General features: G+C 62.1%; 13 protein-coding genes and 1 pseudogene. 3 read left to right on the top strand and 11 right to left on the bottom strand.

Going from position 1 to position 17,943, the window contains the following annotated elements; all coding sequences use genetic code 11:
* Window positions 1-136 precede the first annotated feature (136 nt).
* The 5 genes and pseudogenes from NKJ08_RS27260 to NKJ08_RS27240 form a co-directional block, all read right to left on the bottom strand.
* On the bottom strand, window positions 137-595 hold the full coding sequence (locus tag NKJ08_RS27260; protein ID WP_352529592.1) for a carboxymuconolactone decarboxylase family protein: 459 nt from the start codon (window positions 593-595) through the stop codon (window positions 137-139).
* A gap of 13 nt (window positions 596-608) precedes the next feature.
* Complete coding sequence (locus NKJ08_RS27255) at window positions 609-1,127, bottom strand: RrF2 family transcriptional regulator (RefSeq protein ID WP_352529590.1); 519 nt, start codon at window positions 1,125-1,127, stop codon at window positions 609-611.
* Window positions 1,128-1,237: 110 nt separating this feature from the next.
* Entirely contained in the window at window positions 1,238-2,551 is a 1,314-nt protein-coding gene (preA, locus tag NKJ08_RS27250; protein WP_352529588.1) for an NAD-dependent dihydropyrimidine dehydrogenase subunit PreA, read from the bottom strand.
* 2 nt (window positions 2,552-2,553) lie between these two features.
* Complete coding sequence (locus tag NKJ08_RS27245) at window positions 2,554-3,918, bottom strand: NAD(P)-dependent oxidoreductase (RefSeq protein WP_352529586.1); 1,365 nt, start codon at window positions 3,916-3,918, stop codon at window positions 2,554-2,556.
* A gap of 138 nt (window positions 3,919-4,056) precedes the next feature.
* Window positions 4,057-4,773 (bottom strand): annotated as a pseudogene (locus tag NKJ08_RS27240) (gamma-glutamylcyclotransferase).
* Between the two features lie 171 nt (window positions 4,774-4,944).
* On the opposite strand from NKJ08_RS27240, the gene NKJ08_RS27235 reads away from it, so the two are divergent.
* Both NKJ08_RS27235 and NKJ08_RS27230 read left to right on the top strand, forming a co-directional pair.
* Window positions 4,945-5,721: a VOC family protein gene (locus NKJ08_RS27235; protein ID WP_352529584.1), complete on the top strand. Its 777-nt coding sequence runs from the start codon at window positions 4,945-4,947 to the stop codon at window positions 5,719-5,721.
* Window positions 5,722-5,878: 157 nt separating this feature from the next.
* Window positions 5,879-6,271 (top strand): DoxX family protein, encoded by a 393-nt coding sequence (locus NKJ08_RS27230; protein ID WP_352529582.1) that lies wholly within the window; start codon window positions 5,879-5,881, stop codon window positions 6,269-6,271.
* Between the two features lie 19 nt (window positions 6,272-6,290).
* On the opposite strand, the gene NKJ08_RS27225 is transcribed toward NKJ08_RS27230, so the two are convergent.
* Together NKJ08_RS27225 and NKJ08_RS27220 are read right to left on the bottom strand one after the other, a co-directional pair.
* Window positions 6,291-8,726 (bottom strand): GcvT family protein, encoded by a 2,436-nt coding sequence (locus NKJ08_RS27225; RefSeq protein WP_352529580.1) that lies wholly within the window; start codon window positions 8,724-8,726, stop codon window positions 6,291-6,293.
* A gap of 83 nt (window positions 8,727-8,809) precedes the next feature.
* Entirely contained in the window at window positions 8,810-10,348 is a 1,539-nt protein-coding gene (locus tag NKJ08_RS27220; protein ID WP_352529578.1) for a trimethylamine methyltransferase family protein, read from the bottom strand.
* Window positions 10,349-10,566: 218 nt separating this feature from the next.
* Here NKJ08_RS27220 and NKJ08_RS27215 point away from each other — a divergent pair, with 218 nt between their 5' ends.
* Window positions 10,567-11,157 carry a transglycosylase SLT domain-containing protein gene (locus NKJ08_RS27215; RefSeq protein WP_352776533.1) on the top strand — a complete coding sequence of 197 codons (591 nt, stop codon included), beginning with the start codon at window positions 10,567-10,569 and terminating at the stop codon, window positions 11,155-11,157.
* Between the two features lie 15 nt (window positions 11,158-11,172).
* Here NKJ08_RS27215 and NKJ08_RS27210 read toward each other — a convergent pair whose 3' ends face one another.
* From NKJ08_RS27210 to NKJ08_RS27195, 4 genes are all read right to left on the bottom strand, one after another.
* Window positions 11,173-13,584 (bottom strand): dipeptide ABC transporter ATP-binding protein, encoded by a 2,412-nt coding sequence (locus NKJ08_RS27210; RefSeq protein ID WP_352529574.1) that lies wholly within the window; start codon window positions 13,582-13,584, stop codon window positions 11,173-11,175.
* 65 nt (window positions 13,585-13,649) lie between these two features.
* The gene (locus tag NKJ08_RS27205) at window positions 13,650-14,807 is read right to left on the bottom strand and encodes an ABC transporter permease (protein WP_352529572.1); all 1,158 of its coding nucleotides are present in this window, start codon (window positions 14,805-14,807) and stop codon (window positions 13,650-13,652) included.
* 12 nt (window positions 14,808-14,819) lie between these two features.
* Window positions 14,820-15,854 carry an ABC transporter permease gene (locus tag NKJ08_RS27200; protein WP_352529570.1) on the bottom strand — a complete coding sequence of 345 codons (1,035 nt, stop codon included), beginning with the start codon at window positions 15,852-15,854 and terminating at the stop codon, window positions 14,820-14,822.
* Between the two features lie 220 nt (window positions 15,855-16,074).
* Window positions 16,075-17,727: an ABC transporter substrate-binding protein gene (locus tag NKJ08_RS27195; protein ID WP_352529568.1), complete on the bottom strand. Its 1,653-nt coding sequence runs from the start codon at window positions 17,725-17,727 to the stop codon at window positions 16,075-16,077.
* Window positions 17,728-17,943: the final 216 nt, after the last annotated feature.

Below are 17,943 nucleotides of genomic sequence, written 5' to 3'. Positions count from 1 at the left end.
CCCCACCCCCCCCCGCCCCCCCCCCCCGCCGGGGGGCGGCATACAGACAACCCCCAACAGATCTCACACCAGCGGGGGGGGGGCGGCAACCAAACCCGCGCGGGGGGCGCCCCCGCGCCGGGCCCCTGGTCCATGCTCAAGCGGCCAAGACTGCTGGCATCGGATGGATTGCATGAAACGGAACGCAAAGCCGGTTCCAGGTGTTGATCATGCCAAGCGCAACCGAGAGCTTGACCAGTTCCTCTTCCGAGAAATGCTCGAGCGTCCGTGCATAGAGTTCGTCCGAGACACCGTTATCGGCGATCTTCGTCAGCGCGTCGCTCCAGGCGAAAGCGGCCCGCTCGCGCTCAGAAAACAGCGGCGATTCCTTCCAGGCGGAGACGAGATAGAGCCGCTGCTCGCTCTCGCCGTCGCGGCGGGCTTCGCGGCTGTGCATCTCGACGCAATACGAGCAGCCGTTGATCTGCGAAGCGCGCAGCTTGATAAGGTGCAACAGGCTTTCTTCGAGCCCGCATTCGTCGACTGCCTTGTTGAGCGCCGACACCGCCTTCATGAGTTCCGGCGCCGCGCCGAAAAATTGCAGCCTCTCTCTCATCGTCTTTAGCCTTTCATGCTTGCTTGGTTGAACTTGATTTCTGCGGCCGCCGATGGCGCTCGACGAAGGCGCAGTTCGCGGCGACCGAACGGGGATCGGCATCGGCAGTGTATTCTGCAACGATGTCGGACAGCCGGGCCTCGGCAAGAGCGGCGCGATAGGCGCGCTCGGCCTTCAGCATCGCCACCTTGATGCCGCAGGGTTTGACATAGACCGAAGCATCGAGCCTGGCGGGGCCGCGCTGGCGGATTTCGGCGCAGCGGAATGCCGGTTCACGTCCTTCTACGGCGAGCACGATGTCGAGCAGCGTTATGCGTTCGGCCGGTCGCGCCAGCCGGTAGCCGCCGGACGGCCCCGGCACCGATTCCAGAATGCCCGACGCCGTCAGCATGTTGAGATGCTTGAGGAGATAGCTCGGCGACAGCCCGAACGCTTCGGCCATGGCCGCACCCGGCATGGTCGCCGCGCCCTCCATGCCGGCAAGCATCGCGGCGCAGTGGATGGCCGCTTCGACGCCCTCGCCCAGTTTCATTTCCCTCTCCTGTTCATGGATATATGGTATCCTGGATAATTTACATCTGCAATAGCCATTTGAAAAAAAGCGGCGCCCGCAGGTGCCGCTTTTCCATAACGGGCCGTGCCCTATTCCGCCGCCGCCTTGGCCATCGGATTGTTCGGATGCGTCGTCCAGTTGGCATAGATCGGCGACACCGGCCTGCCGGTGCGCTGGTCCATCACGCCGACCGCCAGCGGCTCCATGGTGATGCAGTTCTCGACCGGACAGACATTGACGCAGAGATTGCAGCCGACGCATTCGGCCTCGATCACCTCGAAATGCCTGACGCCGTCCACGATTGCGGTAATCGCCTGGTGTGAGGTGTCCTCGCAGGCGATGTGGCAGCGGCCGCATTTGATGCAGGCGTCCTGGTCGATATGCGCCTTGGCGACGTAGTTGAGGTTGAGATACTGCCAGTCGGTGACGTTGGGCGTGGCGCGGCCGACGATGTCGTCGAGCGTGGCATGGCCCTTTTCGTCCATCCAGTTTTCCAGGCCGGCGATCATCTCCTGCACGATCTTGAAGCCATAGGTCATCGCCGCCGTGCAGACCTGCACATTGCCGGCGCCGAGCGCCATGAATTCGGCGGCGTCACGCCAGGTGGTGATGCCGCCGATGCCGGAGATCGGCAGGCCCTTCGTTTCCGGATCGCGCGCGATCTCGGCCACCATGTTCATGGCGATCGGCTTCACCGCCGGACCGCAATAGCCGCCATGCGAACCCTTGCCGTCGATTGTTGGTTCGGGTGCGAAATTGTCGAGATTGACGCCGGTGATCGAATTGATTGTGTTGATCAGCGACACCGCGTCGGTGCCGCCGGCAAGGGCAGCGCGTGCCGGCTTGCGGATGTCGGCGATGTTGGGCGTCAGCTTGGTGATCACCGGCATGCGGGTGTTGGCCTTGCACCAGCGCACCACCATTTCGATGTATTCCGGCACCTGGCCGACCGCCGCACCCATGCCGCGTTCCGACATGCCGTGCGGGCAGCCGAAATTGAGCTCGATGCCATCGGCGCCGGTTTCCTCGACCACCGGCAGGATCGCCTTCCAGGCGTGCTCCTCGCACGGCACCATCAGCGACACGACGATCGCCCGGTCGGGCCAGTCCATCTTGACCTGCTTGATCTCGCGCAGATTGACCTGCAGGTCGCGGTCGGTAATCAGCTCGATATTGTTCAGGCCAAGCAAGCGGCGGTCGGCGCCCCAGATAGCGCCATAGCGCGGGCCGTTGACGTTGACCACCGGCGGGCCCTCTTCGCCGAGCGTCTTCCAGACAACGCCGCCCCAGCCGGCCTTGAAGGCGCGGATGACGTTATAGGCCTTGTCGGTCGGCGGCGCCGAGGCCAGCCAGAACGGGTTCGGCGATTTGATGCCGACGAAATTGTTGCGGATGTCTGCCATGCTCATGCCCTCCCGTTCGAGGTCAGTGCCCGATGAATGCTTTCCGCCGCATCGCGGCCTTGCGCGACGGCCGAGACCGTCAGGTCGTCGCCGCCGAAGATGCAGTCGCCGCCGGCCCAGACGTTTGGCAGCGAGGTGCGGCCTTCGGCGTCGACCTTGATGCGGCCGGCTTCCAGGGCAAGCAAGGCCCCGCTGCCGTTGAGCGCAGCCGGAACAAAGCTCTGGCCGATCGCCTTGAATACCTGGTCGGCGGCCAGCGTCAGCCGCTCGCCAGTGCCGACGAGCCGGTCGCCGTCCATCGCGGTGTATTCGAGCTCGATCGCCGACACCTTGCCGCCATCGGCAATGACCCGCTTCGGCTGCAGCCAGTGACGGATAGTGACGCCGTTGGCGGCAGCCAGATCCTGCTCGAATTCGGAGGCGTTCATGTGCTCCTGGCCGCGCCGGTAGCAGATCGTCACCTCTTCGGCGCCGAGCAGCTTCGATTGCACCGCCGCGTCGATCGCCGTCATGCCGCCGCCGATGACGACAACACGCCGGCCGACCGGCAGGCTGGCCAGATCACTGGCCTGACGAAGCTCGGCAATGAACTCGACGGCATTGGTGACGCCTTGCGCCTCCTCGCCATCCGCTCGCAAGGCATTGACGCCGGCAAGCCCCATGCCGAGGAACACCGCATCGTAATTCCTGGTCAGGTCCGACAGCTGGTAATCACGGCCGAGCGCCTTGCCGTTCTGGATGTCGATGCCGCCGATCGACGTGACATAGTCGACTTCGGCCTGGGCAAAATTGTCGACGCTTTTATAAGCGGCGATACCGTACTCATTGAGGCCGCCGGGCTTCGGGCGGGCTTCCAGGATGGTCACGTCGTGGCCATGACGGGCGAGCCGATGCGCGGCTGCAAGCCCGGCCGGTCCGGCGCCGACCACGGCGACCGTCTTGCCGGTCGGTTCGGAGCGCTTGTAGAACTGCTTGTTTTCGGCCATGGCGACATCGGTGGCGTAGCGCTGCAGGCGACCAATCTGCACCGGCTTGCCTTCGGCCACCTCACGCACGCAGACTTCTTCGCATAGCGTCTCGGTCGGGCAGACGCGGGCGCACATGCCGCCCAAAATGTTCTGATCAAAAATAGTCTTGGCTGAGCCGATCGGATTGCCCGTCGAAATCTGGCGAATGAACAGCGGGATGTCGATCGAGGTCGGGCATGCATTCATGCACGGCGCGTCGTAGCAGAAATAGCAGCGGTCGGACTCGACCAGCGCCTCGTGATGATCGAGCGGCGGATGCAGGTCGGCGAAATTGTCGGCATATTGTTCCGGCGAAAGTCGCCCGCCGGCAATGCCTTGCTTGAACTGGCCTTCTGGCATCGTCAGTTCCCCATGTTCTTGTTTTGGGGGAGGCTAGCACGTTTTATTTTTTTATCAATTGGTCAATTTTCGGCGCAAGCGACTGAAAGGGTTGACCAAAACATGATAGATGAACTCATGTTTTCGAGATGGGGGCAATCACGATGCGGACAGAGGGTCGATCTCAGGGTCACTGCCATGGGTCGACCTGATCTCGTCGGCGACCAGCTCTTGCAACCGCCACAGGTTGCGGTCGCGAATGCCGAACTCTTCCAGATGATGGACGGTGTTGAAGAGATATTCGGCACCGGACCCGACATGCCCGCATGCTCTTGCCAGCACCCGCGCAACCTTTTCCAGCGGCCGTTTTAGCGAGGTGCCCCTGCCGGTTATGCCGACCCAGAAGCCCAGCGCCCTGATTGTGCCTTGCGCCGTGCGCACGGGAAGCCATCTGACCGAGCCGACACTCTCGTGATCATCGATCTCGCGCCGAAGCAGCCTTTCGATCTGCAGCGGCTTTTCGCCCTCCGGCAAGCGATGGATCACGCCATTGCATCGCCCGCCACGCTCGAGCGCCATCGTCAGCCCGGGCTACGCGGCGCTGCCGCGCCAGCGGGCGATGTCGAGGCAGAAGGACCGATGCCAGCCAAAGGCGGTGGCGCGCTGTCGTTCGACGGATTCGAAGGCCGGCTTCCAGATCAGCGAGCCATAGGCGAATACCCATAACGGCCCCTTGTCTGCTTCATCAGACAGACGCAAGGCAAGGTCTTGGAAATCCTCATCGGTCAACTGCGTCCAGCTTCCATCGGGACCGGGATCGGCCTCCTCCCGATGGCATAGCGCGACAAGTTCGGAAGTGAGCGACATCCGGCGCATGGATCGACATCCCCCGTTGACGGCAAGGAAAGTCGAAAACCGCAAGGCGCGCAACCCCACAACATTTCCGATTTTCTCGCCGTTTTTTGGTTGGCCGTCGGATTTTTGTCGTGAAGATCGTCCTAGGATGGATCGCGCATGATCGATGTATGAACCGCAAGGAGCACGACAATGCCACAGTCCCCGATGCCTTTCTTCTGGTACGAGCTGATGACCACCGATCTCGACGCCGCCGAGGCGTTTTACACAGCCGTGGTGGGCTGGAAAGGACAGCCTTTCGACGGGGCGCCGGGAATGCCGCGCTATATCGTCATGAATGTCGGCGAGCGCGGCGTCGGCGGGCTGATGACGCTGCCCGAGGACGCGCGCAAGATGGGCATGCCGCCGGCCTGGATCGGTTATATCCTCACCAGGGACATCGATGCGGCAACAGCCTCCCTCAAGAAAGCTGGTGGCGCGGTTCACCGCGAGCCCGACGACATTCCGGGTGTCGGCCGCTTTGCCGTCGTTGCCGATCCGCAAGGCGCGATGTTCAACTTCCTGCAGCCCAGCGGCCCAGACCAGCAGCCGCTACCATTGGCGACACCCGGCAACATTGGCTGGCATGAGCTCTATACGTCCGACTGGAAGGCGGCGCTCGATTTCTATTCCAGCCAGTTCGGCTGGACCAAGGGCGACGCCATGGACATGGGCCCAATGGGCACATACCAGCTCTTTGCCTTCGGCGGCGAACCCGTTGGCGGCATGATGAACAAGCCCGAACAGATCCCGGTGCCGGTCTGGCAGTTCTATTTCAACGTGCCCGGCATCGACGCGGCAGCCAAGCGCGTCACCGACAATGGCGGCAAGATCCTGATGGGCCCGATGGAGGTCCCCGGCGGCAGCTGGGTCGTGCAATGCACGGACCCGCAAGGTGCCCATTTCGCGCTGATGGCGCCGGTGCGGTAACAGGCCGCGCTATTCGCGGGGCCGCCATCGTGCGGCCCCCAAGCTGCAGCACTCCTCACGACTCTCCTCACCGACAATTGATGGCAGGCCGGACTATGTGAATGGTCCGGCCTTTGGCGTTGTTCTATGGCCGGGCGAGGTGAAAATGGAGTCATGCATGAAGCTTTTCGAAGGCCTCGCCAGATATCAACCCTTCGCCCTTGCCGCTTTGCGCATCATGACGGCGCTGCAATTCCTGCAGCACGGCACCCAAAAATTATTCAACTTTCCGGTCAGCGATCATGCCGGCGCCCTGAGCGGGCTGTCGCTGACAGCGGGCATCCTCGAATTCGCCGGTGGCATCCTGCTGGCATTGGGGCTTTTGACCAGGCCGGTTGCATTCCTTCTCTGCGGCGAAATGGCGATCGCCTATTTCATAGCGCACGTGCCGCAGGGCTTCTTTCCGGTCAACAATGGCGGCGATTCGGCGATCTCGTTCTGCTTCATTTTCCTCTATCTGGTGTTTGCCGGGCCAGGCGCCCTGGCGCTGGACAACCGCCGCAGCGCCTGAGCTTCAACAATTGCGAATCTCAGCCGCGCATCCGCTCGAAATTGGCGTCGAACAGCGGTGTCTGCTGCATGCGCGCAGCGTGACGCTTGCCCAATAGCTCGATCTCGAAACCGTCGGCCTCATCGGCGATCTCTTTCGGCACATAACCGATGGCGACGGACTTTTTGGAATGATGTGCGTAGCCGCCCGACGTGACCCAGCCACGCACGGCGCCGCCATGCCAGATCGGCTCGTCGCCGATGACGTCGGCATCGACAGCATCGACGACGAAGGCGCGCAGACGCAGTCTGCCGCCTTGCTTGCGCTCTGCCAGCGCTGCCTTCTTGCCGATGAAATCGGCCTCCTTGCCATAGGCGACGAAGCGGTCGAGCCCGGCCTCGAGCGGCCCATAGATCGGCCGGTATTCGCGCGCCCATGAACCGTAATTCTTCTCCAGCCGCAGCGCATTGAGCGCGCGCGAGCCGAACAGGCCGATGCCGAACTCTTCGCCCGCCGCCATCAGGGTCTGGTAGGCGGCACGCTGATACTCCGGCGCCACCCAGATCTCGTAGCCGAGATCGCCGGTGTAGCTGACGCGGCCGACCAGGCACGGCGCCATGCCGATATCCATCTTGGCGATGGCCATGAATGGAAACGCGGTGTTCGAGACACCAGATCGTGTGACCTTTTCAAGAAGGTTCCGCGCCCTAGGCCCGGCGATCGACAGCCCCGTGAGTTTTGCTCCCAGCGCTTCGATGCCGACCGAGCCGTCCTGCGGCAGATGCGCCTCGAACCAGCGCATGTGATACTGTTCGGCGATGCCGGAGCCGGCCAGGAACCAATCGTCACTTTCAGAATTGCCGAGATTGGCCAGCGTGAAATCGCCGATCAGCCTGCCGTCTTCCTTCAGCATCGGCGCCAGCGTCATGCGGCCGAGTTTCGGCAGCTTGCAGGCAAGCAAGCGGTCGAGCCAGGCTGCAGCGCCCTCGCCGGTTACTCTGTATTTGGCGAATGACGAGATTTCCGACAGACCAACGCGTTGCCGAACCGTCTCCACTTCTTTCGCGACGTGCTCGAAATCACTCGAGCGGCGCCAGGAGAATTCGTCCTTGACGCCTTCGGGCGCGTACCACAGCGGCACCTCCAGCCCGAAGGCGACGCCCCATTGCGCGCCTTTGGCCGACAACAGATCGTAGACCGGCGTCGTCTTGAGCGGCCGTCCAGCCGGCAACTCCTCGTTCGGGAAGCGGATCGAAAACCGCCGCGAATAATTCTCGCGCACCTTGGCGTTGGTGTAGGCCATCGTGGCCCAGTCGCCGTAGCGCGAAACGTCCATCGCCCAGATATCGGCACCGGGATCGCCCTCGATCATCCAGTTCGACAGCGCCAGCCCGACGCCGCCACCCTGTGAGAACCCCGCCATGACACCACAGGCCACCCAGAATCCCGGTAGGCCGCGCACCGGGCCGACCAGCGGATTGCCGTCCGGGGCGAAGGTGAAGGGCCCGTTGATGATCTGCTTGATGCCGGTATTCTGGAAGGCCGGGAAATGCCGGAAGCCGACTTCCAGCGACGGCGCAATGCGGTCGATGTCGGGCTCGAGCAGTTCGTGGCCGAAATTCCATGGCGTCTGGAATTCGGACCATGGCTTGTTGGCCTTTTCATAAGTGCCCATCAGCATGCCGCCGCGTTCCTGGCGCAGATAGAGCTCGCCGTCGAAGTCGACCGCATGGATGATCTCCGTGCCGGTCTTCTGGTTCCAGGCGGCGACCTCCGGCATGTCCTCGGTGATCAGGTACATGTGCTCCATCGCCAGCACCGGCAGCTCCAGCCCAACCATGCGGCCGACCTCGCGCGCCCACAGTCCACCGGCATTGACGACATGTTCGGCCACCACCTCGCCCTTGTTGGTGATGACGCGCCACAAGCCGTCGGCGCGCTGCACAATGTCCTCAACCTTGGTGAAGCGCTCGACCTCAGCACCAAGCTTCCTCGCGGCCTTGGCATAGGCGTGGGTAACGCCGGACGGATCGAGATGACCGTCCTCCTTGTTGCGCACCGCACCGACGAACTGCTTGGGATCGAGCAACGGCATCAGCTCGGCAGCCTCGTTCGGCGATATCTCCTCGAGCTCGATGCCGAGATAGCGGCCCTTGGCGACGACGCCGCGCAGCCAGTCGAGCCGCGCCTCGGTCGCCGCCAGCAGCACGCCGCCGGTCAAATGCACGCCGGTCGCCTGGCCGGACAGCTCCTCGATCTCCTTGTAGAGCGAGATCGTGTATTTCTGCAGCTTGGCGACGTTGGGGTCGCCATTGATCGTGTGCATGCCGCCGGCCGCGTGCCAAGTCGAGCCGGAGGTCAATTCATCGCGCTCCAGAAGCACAATGTCGGTCCAGCCGTGGCGGGCCAGATGGAACAGCACGGAGCACCCGACGACACCACCGCCGATGACCACGACCTTTGCATGCGATTTCATGAGGTTCTCGTTATTTCAAAGGGTTGGATGGGTTTCATGATTCTGGAGGAGAAGAGAATGAATCCAAATAAGAAGACTGGCGCTTAAGGCTCGCTTTGCCCGATCGCTTCCTTGCGCTTGGCCACGTACGCCTCCAGCGCCTCGCGCCGAGAGATATCCATCACCGGCTCGACATAGTCCTCCAGCGCCTTCTTCCATAGCCGGGTCGCCCGCGCCGTGGCGTCGAGCCCGCCGGCCTCCTGCCAGGCCTCGAAATTCTGCCAGTTGGACAGCATCGGCTGATAGAATGCCGTGGCATAGCGCTCCAGCGTGTGCGGCTCGCCGAAGAAGTGGCCGCCGGTCGGCACTGCCCCCAAAGCCTCGACGGCAAGCTCGGCCTCGTTGACTTCGATTGGGCGCAAAAACTCCATCATGTGCTGGATCATCTCGACGTCGATGATGAACTTTTCGAACGACGCAGTCAGCCCGCCCTCCTGCCAGCCGGCGGCATGGTAGACGAGGTTGCCGTGGCCGAGCACCGCCCCCCAAAGCGCCATCAGCGTCTCATAGGCGCCTTGCGCGTCGGCGGCATTGGAGGCCGAGCCCGGCGTCGTGCGGTAAGGTAGATTGTAATGCCGCGCCAGTTGTCCGGATGCGATGTTCGCCTTGGTGTTTTCAGGCGTGCCGAAGGCTGGCGCACCCGACTTCATGTCGACATTCGAGGTGAAGGCGCCATACATCACCGGTGCGCCGGGACGCACGAGTTGCGTCAGCACCACGCCGAACAGCGCTTCGGCATTCTGCTGGGCGAGCGCGCCGGCAAGCGTCACCGGGCTCATCGCGCCCATCAGCGTGAACGGCGTCACCGCGACCGATTGGCCGAACTCGCCCATGGTCATCAATCCTTCGGCCATCATCTCGTCGAAGCGGCGCGGCGAGTTGACCGAAATGATGGTGGTGACGCCGGGATCGTCGCGCATCTCGTCAAGCGTCAGTCCGCGCGCGATTGCCATCATTTCGATGCCGTCGAGCGCCCTGCCCCGGCCGATGGCCGAGACGTGAAAGCTTTTGTCGGTCAGTGTCAGATTGGCGAAATAGGTGTCGAGATGACGGGAATTCGCCGGCAGTTCCACCGGCGCGCAGACCTGGTTGCCGAGCATATGGATGCAGTTGAAGTGCTGGGCCAGCCGGACGAGGTCGGAATAATCGCGCAAATTGCCGGCACGGCGGCCGCGCTCCATGTCGTGCACATTGGGTGGCCCGGCGACCAGCGTGAAGTTGATGGTGTTGCCGCCGAGATGAACAGCGTGAGCCGGGTTGCGCGGCGTCAACGTATAGCTGGACTGCGTCGTCTTCAGCGCTTCCTCGATCATGCCGCGATCGATGCGGACGTTCATCGAGGCATGATCGACCTTGGCTCCGGCCTTCTCGAACAGCGACAGCGCCCGCGGGCTCATCACCTCGATGCCGAAATTCTCCAGGATATGCATCGACGCCTGGTGGATCGCCTCGATCTGGTCGGCCGAGAGCATCGCCATCGGCGGATAAGGGTTTGTCACCCGCCTGAGCGGCAGTTGCGGGATGGCGGTCGGTCCCCTGTTGCTGGTTCGCTCGGCGCCGCGCTTGCGTCTTGGTTCGCTCATGCGGCGCATCAAAGCGCCGGCACGAGGATCGAGCTGTCAGAAATCCGCCATTTGCGGGCGTGATTTTAGCCAAGGCGTCATACCGGGAATTTCACATCGGTAAAAGCGACAACAAACGTCGGAATGTTGATACTTGCTCTGCGCCAGCCAAAGCGGCCGATGAGCCGTTAAGGAACGCAGCAAGATTCCTTTTATGTTTTCGGCCTAATGCTCTTCCAATGCATAGTTCGAGTTTTAGTAAAATTGTAGCTGTCACCGTGCCGCTGGCGCTTTCGGCCTGCGCGACGCCGCCGAGCCATATCAACGATGTCTGCGCCGTTTTCGACCAGAATGACGGCTGGTTCGACAACTGGCAGGCAGCGGCACAACGCGCCGAGCAGAAATACGGCGTGCCGGTTCCGGTGCTGATGGCGACGGTGCGCAAGGAATCCGGCTTTAAGAGCAATGCCAGGCCGCCACGCACCAAGCTGCTGGGCTTCATTCCCTGGAAACATATCTCCAGCGCCACCGGCTTCTCGCAGGCGCTCGACGGCACCTGGGCGCAATACCAGAGCGAGACCGGCAGCTGGGCAGCGCGCCGCACCCGCTTTGCCGATGCCGTCGATTTCGTCGGCTGGTACCATTCGAAAACCGCCGACACGTTCGACGTCGCCCGCAACGACACCTACAATCTGTATCTCGCCTACTATCTCGGCTGGAACGCCTACAAGCGCGGCAATCGCGGCGACGCCGACGTGCAGCGCTATGCGCACGCCACCGAGCAGATGGCGCAGGACTACGCCGCGCAGCTACGGCAATGCGCGCCCTGAGCAGGTTAACGGCATTCAATCGCCCTTGCGTTTGCGCGGCTTGCGCGTGGCTTTCTCCGCCTGGCGGCCGTCGCCGACAGTCTGCGGCATGATCGGTGCTGACGCACTATTGGCCGAACTTGAAATGCCACCTGTCTCTGAAACCTCGTCGCGAACCTCGTGACGGCGGGCTTTGGCGACCGCTTCTCCATTCTCTGCCACCTGCCCCTCGGCATCGGCTTCCGCGCTGCCTGTCTTGCCGTGTGGACGCTTGGGCGGATCACCGGCAAAGCCCGGACCAGTGCCGTGCGGTGCATCGTCCGGCACGCCCTCAAGCGCGGCATGCTCCTTGTCGAATTTGATCACCGGCTCCATCTTCGCCAACACGTCGTCGGCCAGCCAGCACAGGCTCATATGGCCGTCGCCGAGATGCTTGACCGGCGGCACTTTGGTTTCGCAAAGATTGTCCGGCACCAGCTTCTTGTAGCCGCAGCGCGTCTGGAACGGACAGCCTGAGGGCGGATTCATCGCCGACGGAATGTCGCCTTCGAGCACGATGTGTCTTTTCACCACGCTGGTGTCGGCAATCGGGATCGCCGACAGCAGCGCCTCGGTGTAGGGGTGATAGGGCGGTGAAAAGATCTGGTCGGTCGTGCCTTGCTCGACGATGTAGCCGAGATACATGACGACGACGCGGTCGGCGATGTAGCGCACCACCGACAAATCGTGGCTGATGAACAGCATCGTCGTCTTGTTCTTGCGCTGGATGTCCATCAAAAGCTCGGTGACCGCCGCCTGCACGGACACATCCAATGCCGAGACCGGCTCGTCGGCCACCACCACCTTGGCGTCGCCGGCAAACGCCCGCGCAACGCCGATGCGCTGTTTCTGGCCACCTGAAAGCTGGCGCGGCTTGCGCGTCTCGAACGCCCTCGGCAGCTTCACGAGGTCGAGCAATTCCAGCATCCGCTTGCGTCGGTCGGCCACCGTGTTGCCGACATTGAACTTTTCCAGCGTACGGATGATCTGCGAACCGACCGAATGGCTGGGGTTGAGTGTGTCGAACGGATTTTGAAACACCATCTGGATCGACGATACCGTGTCGACGCTGCGCTTCTCGATCCCGGTCGACTGGATCTCCTTATTGCCGAGCTTCACGCGGCCGGAGCTTGCCGTTTCGAGGCCGAGCAGCACCTTGGCCAGGGTCGATTTTCCGCAGCCGGATTCGCCGACGATAGCGACGGTTTCGGATTCGCGCGCCATGAACGAGATCGTCTCATTGGCCTTGACGACACGGCCCTCGCTCGAGCCGAACACTTCGCTGCCGCCGACCTTGTAGTACTTCCTGAGGTCTTCGATCTGGAGCACCGGCGCACCGGGCACCACCCGCTCGTTGACCTTCTTGGCGCCGGGCGGCAGCGCCTCCCAGTCGATTTCGTTGAAGCGCACGCAGCGCGAGAAATGCCCGTCATGGCCTTCGACCGCGATCATCGGAATTTCGGCGGCGTTGCAGACGCCCTCGACGAAATGATGGCAGCGCGGGCCGAAATTGCAGCCCTTCGGCCGCTCGTGCGGCAGCGGCAACTGCCCCGGGATCGAGATCAGCGGCCGCGAATTCTTGTCGGCGCCTGGCAGCGGGATCGAGCGGAACAGGCCTTGCGTGTAGGGATGGCGCATCCGGTCGAAGACGTCCTTGATCTTGCCTGTCTCCACCGCTTCGCCCGAATACATCACCGTGATGCGGTCGCAGGTCTCCAGGATCAGGCCGAGATTGTGCGACACGAAGATCATCGAGGTGCCGAACTTCTCGCCCAGCCCCTTGACCAGGTCGACGATGCCGGCCTCAACCGTCACGTCGAGCGCCGTCGTCGGCTCGTCGAGCAGAAGCAGCGCAGGCTTCGACAGCAGCGCCATGGCAATGACGATGCGCTGCTGCTGGCCGCCGGAAAGCTGGTGCGGGTAGGAACGCATCATGCGCTCGGGATCCGGCAGCTTCACCGCGCGCACCATGTCCAGGGCGCGTTTGTAAGCTTCGTCCTTCGACACCTTGTCGTGGATCAGCGGCACTTCCATCAGTTGCTGGCCGACCTTCATCGCCGGGTTGAGGCTGGCCATCGGCTCCTGGTAGATCATCGCGATCTTGTTGCCGCGGATGGCGCGCAGTTCCTCGTCGGACAGTTCTCCCATGTCCTTGCCCTGGAACTTGATCTTTCCGCCGACGATCCTTCCGATATTGGACAGGTCGCGCATGATGCCAAGCGACACGGTCGACTTGCCGCAGCCGGATTCGCCGACAATGCCCATCGCCTCGCCGGGCATGACCGTGCAGGAAAAATCCATGACGGCCGGGATCTCTCCCTTGCGGGTGAAGAAGGAGATCGACAGGTTCTCGATCTCGATGATCGGCCCATTGGTCGGCTTGGCGGGATTTCGAACTGCCTCATTCATGGGTCGCTCCAATCCTTATTCTTCAGGCATGTCGGGCCGAACCCGGCATCCAATCTTTCCCGGCATCAATCTTTCATCGACTGTTCGCGCAACGAATCCGCCAGGAGGTTGAGGCCGAGCACGAACGACATCAATGCGATCGTCGGCGGCAGCGCCGGGTGGATGAAGGAGCGCAGCAGCCGGCTGGCATCCTTGATCGCCGTGCCCCAGTCCGGGCTTTCCGGCGCCAGCCCCAGCCCGAAATAGCCGAGCGTGCCGAGCAGGATGGTGGTGTAGCCGATGCGCAGGCAGGCGTCTACGATCAGCGGCCCGCGCGCATTGGGCAATATCTCCCACAGCATGATGTACCAGGGCGATTCACCGCGCGTCTGCGCCGCCGCAACATAGTCGCGCGTCTTGATGTCCATGACCAGGCCGCGCACGATGCGGAACACGCCGGGGCTGGAGGCGAACACCACCGCCACGAAGATGTTGAGCTGGTTGGGATCGATGTGAATGATCTTGAACGGATCGGCGTCGAAGACAAGGCCGGCATAGATCCAGCCGCCAACGACCAACGTCAGGCCAAGCAGGATATAGAGGCGGTCGGGCCGATTCTTGTAGCGCGTCCAGAACAGCACGCTGAAGAAGATGATCGGAAACAGGAAGAACAGCCCGGCCATCGCGTAGGGGATCGGCGTGTCCATGATGCCTGGCGTCACCAGCAGGTAGAACAGGAGGATCACCGGGAAGGCCAGCACAAGGTTGGCGAGGAAGGAGAGCACTGTATCGATCCTGCCGCCATAGTAGCCGGCCGGCAGGCCGAGCGTGATGCCGACCATCAGTGCAAAACCGGTTGCCGCCGGCGCGATGATCAGCACGATCTGGCTGCCATAGACCATTCGGCTGAACACGTCGCGGGCGAGCTTGTCGCCGCCGAAGAGATAGGCGAGCCCCGATTGCGGATCGATCGCGCCCGGCAGCGCGTCCTTCATGATCGGCACTTGGGCAAGCGGATCGAAGGGCGCGACAGTCGATGCGAAGATCGCCGTGAACAGCCAGAACAGGCAGATGCCGACGCCGACGATGCCGACGCCGCTGTCGAAAAGCTGGCCGTAAAGGCCAAGCTTCTTCTTGTAGCCGAAGCTCGCTCCCATCACCAGGGCGAGAGCGATCCAGACCGGCCAGAAGCGGGCAAGCACGCCGAGTACGACGTTGAAGGCGCTGAGATATTCGACCTGCATCCGCCCGGTCTCCTATTGAACTCTGATGCGCGGATTGAGGAAGGCATAGCCGACATCGGAGATGAGCTGTGTGATCAGGACGATAAACACCGAGACCAGCGAGCAGCCGAGCAGAAGATCGATGTCGTTGTTGCCGGCGGCCTCGACCAGCGTGTAGCCGAACCCCTGGTAGCGGAACATCACCTCGACGATGACGACGCCGGTGAGCAGCCAGGGGAACTGCAGCATGATGACCGTGAACGGTGCGATCAGGGCGTTGCGCAGAGCGTGCTTGACCACCACGCTGCCGAAGGAGAGACCCTTCAGCCGGGCGGTGCGGATATATTGCTGTGTCATCACCTCGACCATCGAGGCGCGGGTCATGCGAGCGATGTAGCCGATGCCGTAGATCGCCAGCGTCATCACCGGCAAGGTGAAATTGTAGAAAGTGATCCCCTGGCTGGCCGAGGCCGCCGAACCGTTCAGCACGCCGAGCCAGGAGGCGAAGATGACGGTGAAGATGACGCCCGAAACATATTCGGGCGTCGCCGTCGAGGCGATCGAAGCCACCGACAATGTGCGGTCGGTACGTGAGCCCTCGCGCATGCCGGCAAGAATGCCGATCAGAAGCGAGATCGGCACCATGACGGCCAGCACGCAGAGCATCAGGATGCCGGTCGCGCTGAGCGCCGGAAAGAGTTTCGAAGCGACCGTCGTCTTGAACTTGGTCGAGCAACCGAAATCGCCTTGCAGGATGCCGGAGAATGTCGGCACGACCGGATCGTTGCAGAAGGAGAAACGCTGCGCTGGCTTGCCGGTCGCCGGGTCGGTAACCGGCTGCTTGGGCATGACGCCCAGCCATTGGCCGTAGCGGACAAAGAAATTCTGCCGATAGCCATGGTTGACCAGCCAAGCCTCAAGTTGCTCGGCGGATGTGTGCATTTCAGTCTGGCTGATCGCCAGCTTCTTCAGATTGGGCCCGAGATTGACCAGGAAGAAGACGACCATCGTCAGGCACAGCATCGTCAATGCCATGGTGCCGAGACGCCTGATAACGAAAGAAAGCATGGCGGTCCCCTGCCGGTCGGGTTGGGGGGTGGAACCGGTTTGCAAGCCGTGCCCTGCCGCAAGCGGCAGAACAAGCCTTCAGACCAGTCCAGATGCGATACCCTTTTTATTGCAGACCTCGACCGAAGAGTCCGCAACTTTTTGCTGCGCCGACTTCAGGTCCAAGGACCATGCAAAGAGCGAGGGAAAGGGGCGAGCCGCCCCTTTCCGGATCGTCCGGTCAGGCCTGGTCGAGCCAGACCTTGCCGTAGTCGCGCTCGAAGGTCGGGTGCATCTTGTAGTTCTGCACCGCCTTGACCGAATGGCTGTAGAGCTTGCGCCAATAAGGCTGGATGATAATGCCGGAATCCTGCAAGATCTGCTCGATGTCCTTCATCATTTCCTTGCGCTTGGCGGCGTCGGCAACTGCGAGCGCAGCGTTGAGCTTGGCATCCCACTCCGGGTTCGACCAAGCCGTCTCGTTCCAGGCTTCGCCGGTGCGATAGCCGATCGCCAGAACCTGGACGCCGAGCGGCCGCATGTTCCAGTTGGTCATCGACAGCGGATACTTCGTCCAGTCGTTCCAGAAGGTCGAACCCGGCAACACCGTACGCTTGACCTTGATGCCGGCGTCGCGCATCTGCGCAGCGATCGCATCGCCGGTGTTCTTGTGCCAGTCTTCGTCGACCGTGATCAGCTCGTGCTCGAAATCGGCCTGGCCGGCTTCCGCCATCAGCGCCTTTGCCTTGGCCGGGTCGCGAGCAACCTTCGGCAACTCGTAGTATTCCGGATGGATCGGGGCGACATGGTGGTTTTCGGCGACAGTGCCGGCATTACCGTTGCCGAGCTGAAGGACGACAGCGTTGTCGACCGCGAGCTGCAGGGCGTTGCGGACCTTCTGATCCCCATAAGGCTTGTTGGTCACATTGGTGCGGCAGACGATCGTCGAAGCGGTGACGACCTCGGACTTGACCAGGTCGATACCATCGAGGATCGACACATAGTCGGCCGACGTCTCGAAATTGGTATGGACCTCGCCAGCTTCGAAAGCGCTGACCATCGCCGCCGGATCGGTGCCGTAGTCGATGAACTCTATGCCGTCGAGAAAGACCTCGCCGTCCCACCACTTGTTGTCCTCGCGACGCTTGTAGACGACCTTCTGGCCGACATCGTAGGAGACCAATTCAAATGGGCCGGTGCCGATCGGGCAGGCTTTGAAATCGCCGCCCTTTTCGTCGAAGGTCTTGTGGACGATGAGACCGGGATAATCGCACACGTTGGGGATGAGGGCGATATCCGGCGTGCTGAGCTTCAGCTTGATCGTGTGGTCGTCGACCTTGGTCACTGCGCTTTCGTCCAGCTTGTCGTCCTTGACCAGCGAGCCGAGGCGACCGGGCATGGAATTGCCTTCGGCTTTCTTGTCGCCCCAACGCTTGAGGTTGAAGATGACGTCGTCGGCGGTGAACGGATCGCCATTGTTCCAGGTGACGCCCTTGCGCACATGCAGCGTGTATTCGGTAGCGTCGTCATTCACGTCCCAGGCTTCCAGCAGATAGGGGCGGAACGTGTATTCGGTGGTGTATTTGACCAGCGGCTCGAGCGCCTGGCGCTCGGCATTGGCGATTTCCGACCAGTCGGACTTGCGCGGATCCTTCGGATCCTTGATCCATTGCGCGACCTTCAGTATGCCGCCTTTCTTGCCCTGGATCTCCTCCGCCTTGGCCGGCGTGGGGTCTGCAAGGCCAAGCATGCCATAAGCCATCGCCGTCGACGCGCCGAAGACGCTGGCGAGAGCCAGAAATTCGCGGCGATCCATCTTGCCTGCCTTGGCGTCTTCGGCCATGGCCAGGATGTGATCGGGAACGCGGTCGCCGTTACTCTTGTAGATCGTCATGACTAACTCCCATTGTTGGCTTTCTGCCTTTTAACATTCCGCATTCGCGCCATGATGTCAAAGACGGCACGGATTGGGAACATGCCAAGGAATGTGCAACTTTGGAAGCAGGGCGGTTCGCGTGATAACGACAGTCTTGGCGCAAAATTGCTACTGCGCAAGGGATTTCGTTCGAAATCTCCAGGCGATTAAACTGGGACATTTGCTGCTGCGCCG

Origin of the sequence: Mesorhizobium sp. M0244, assembly GCF_040321795.1 — a bacterium.
Lineage (GTDB): Bacteria > Pseudomonadota > Alphaproteobacteria > Rhizobiales > Rhizobiaceae > Mesorhizobium.
Note: the sequence above shows the minus strand (reverse complement) of the source record. Positions and strands in the feature narration are given on the sequence as shown.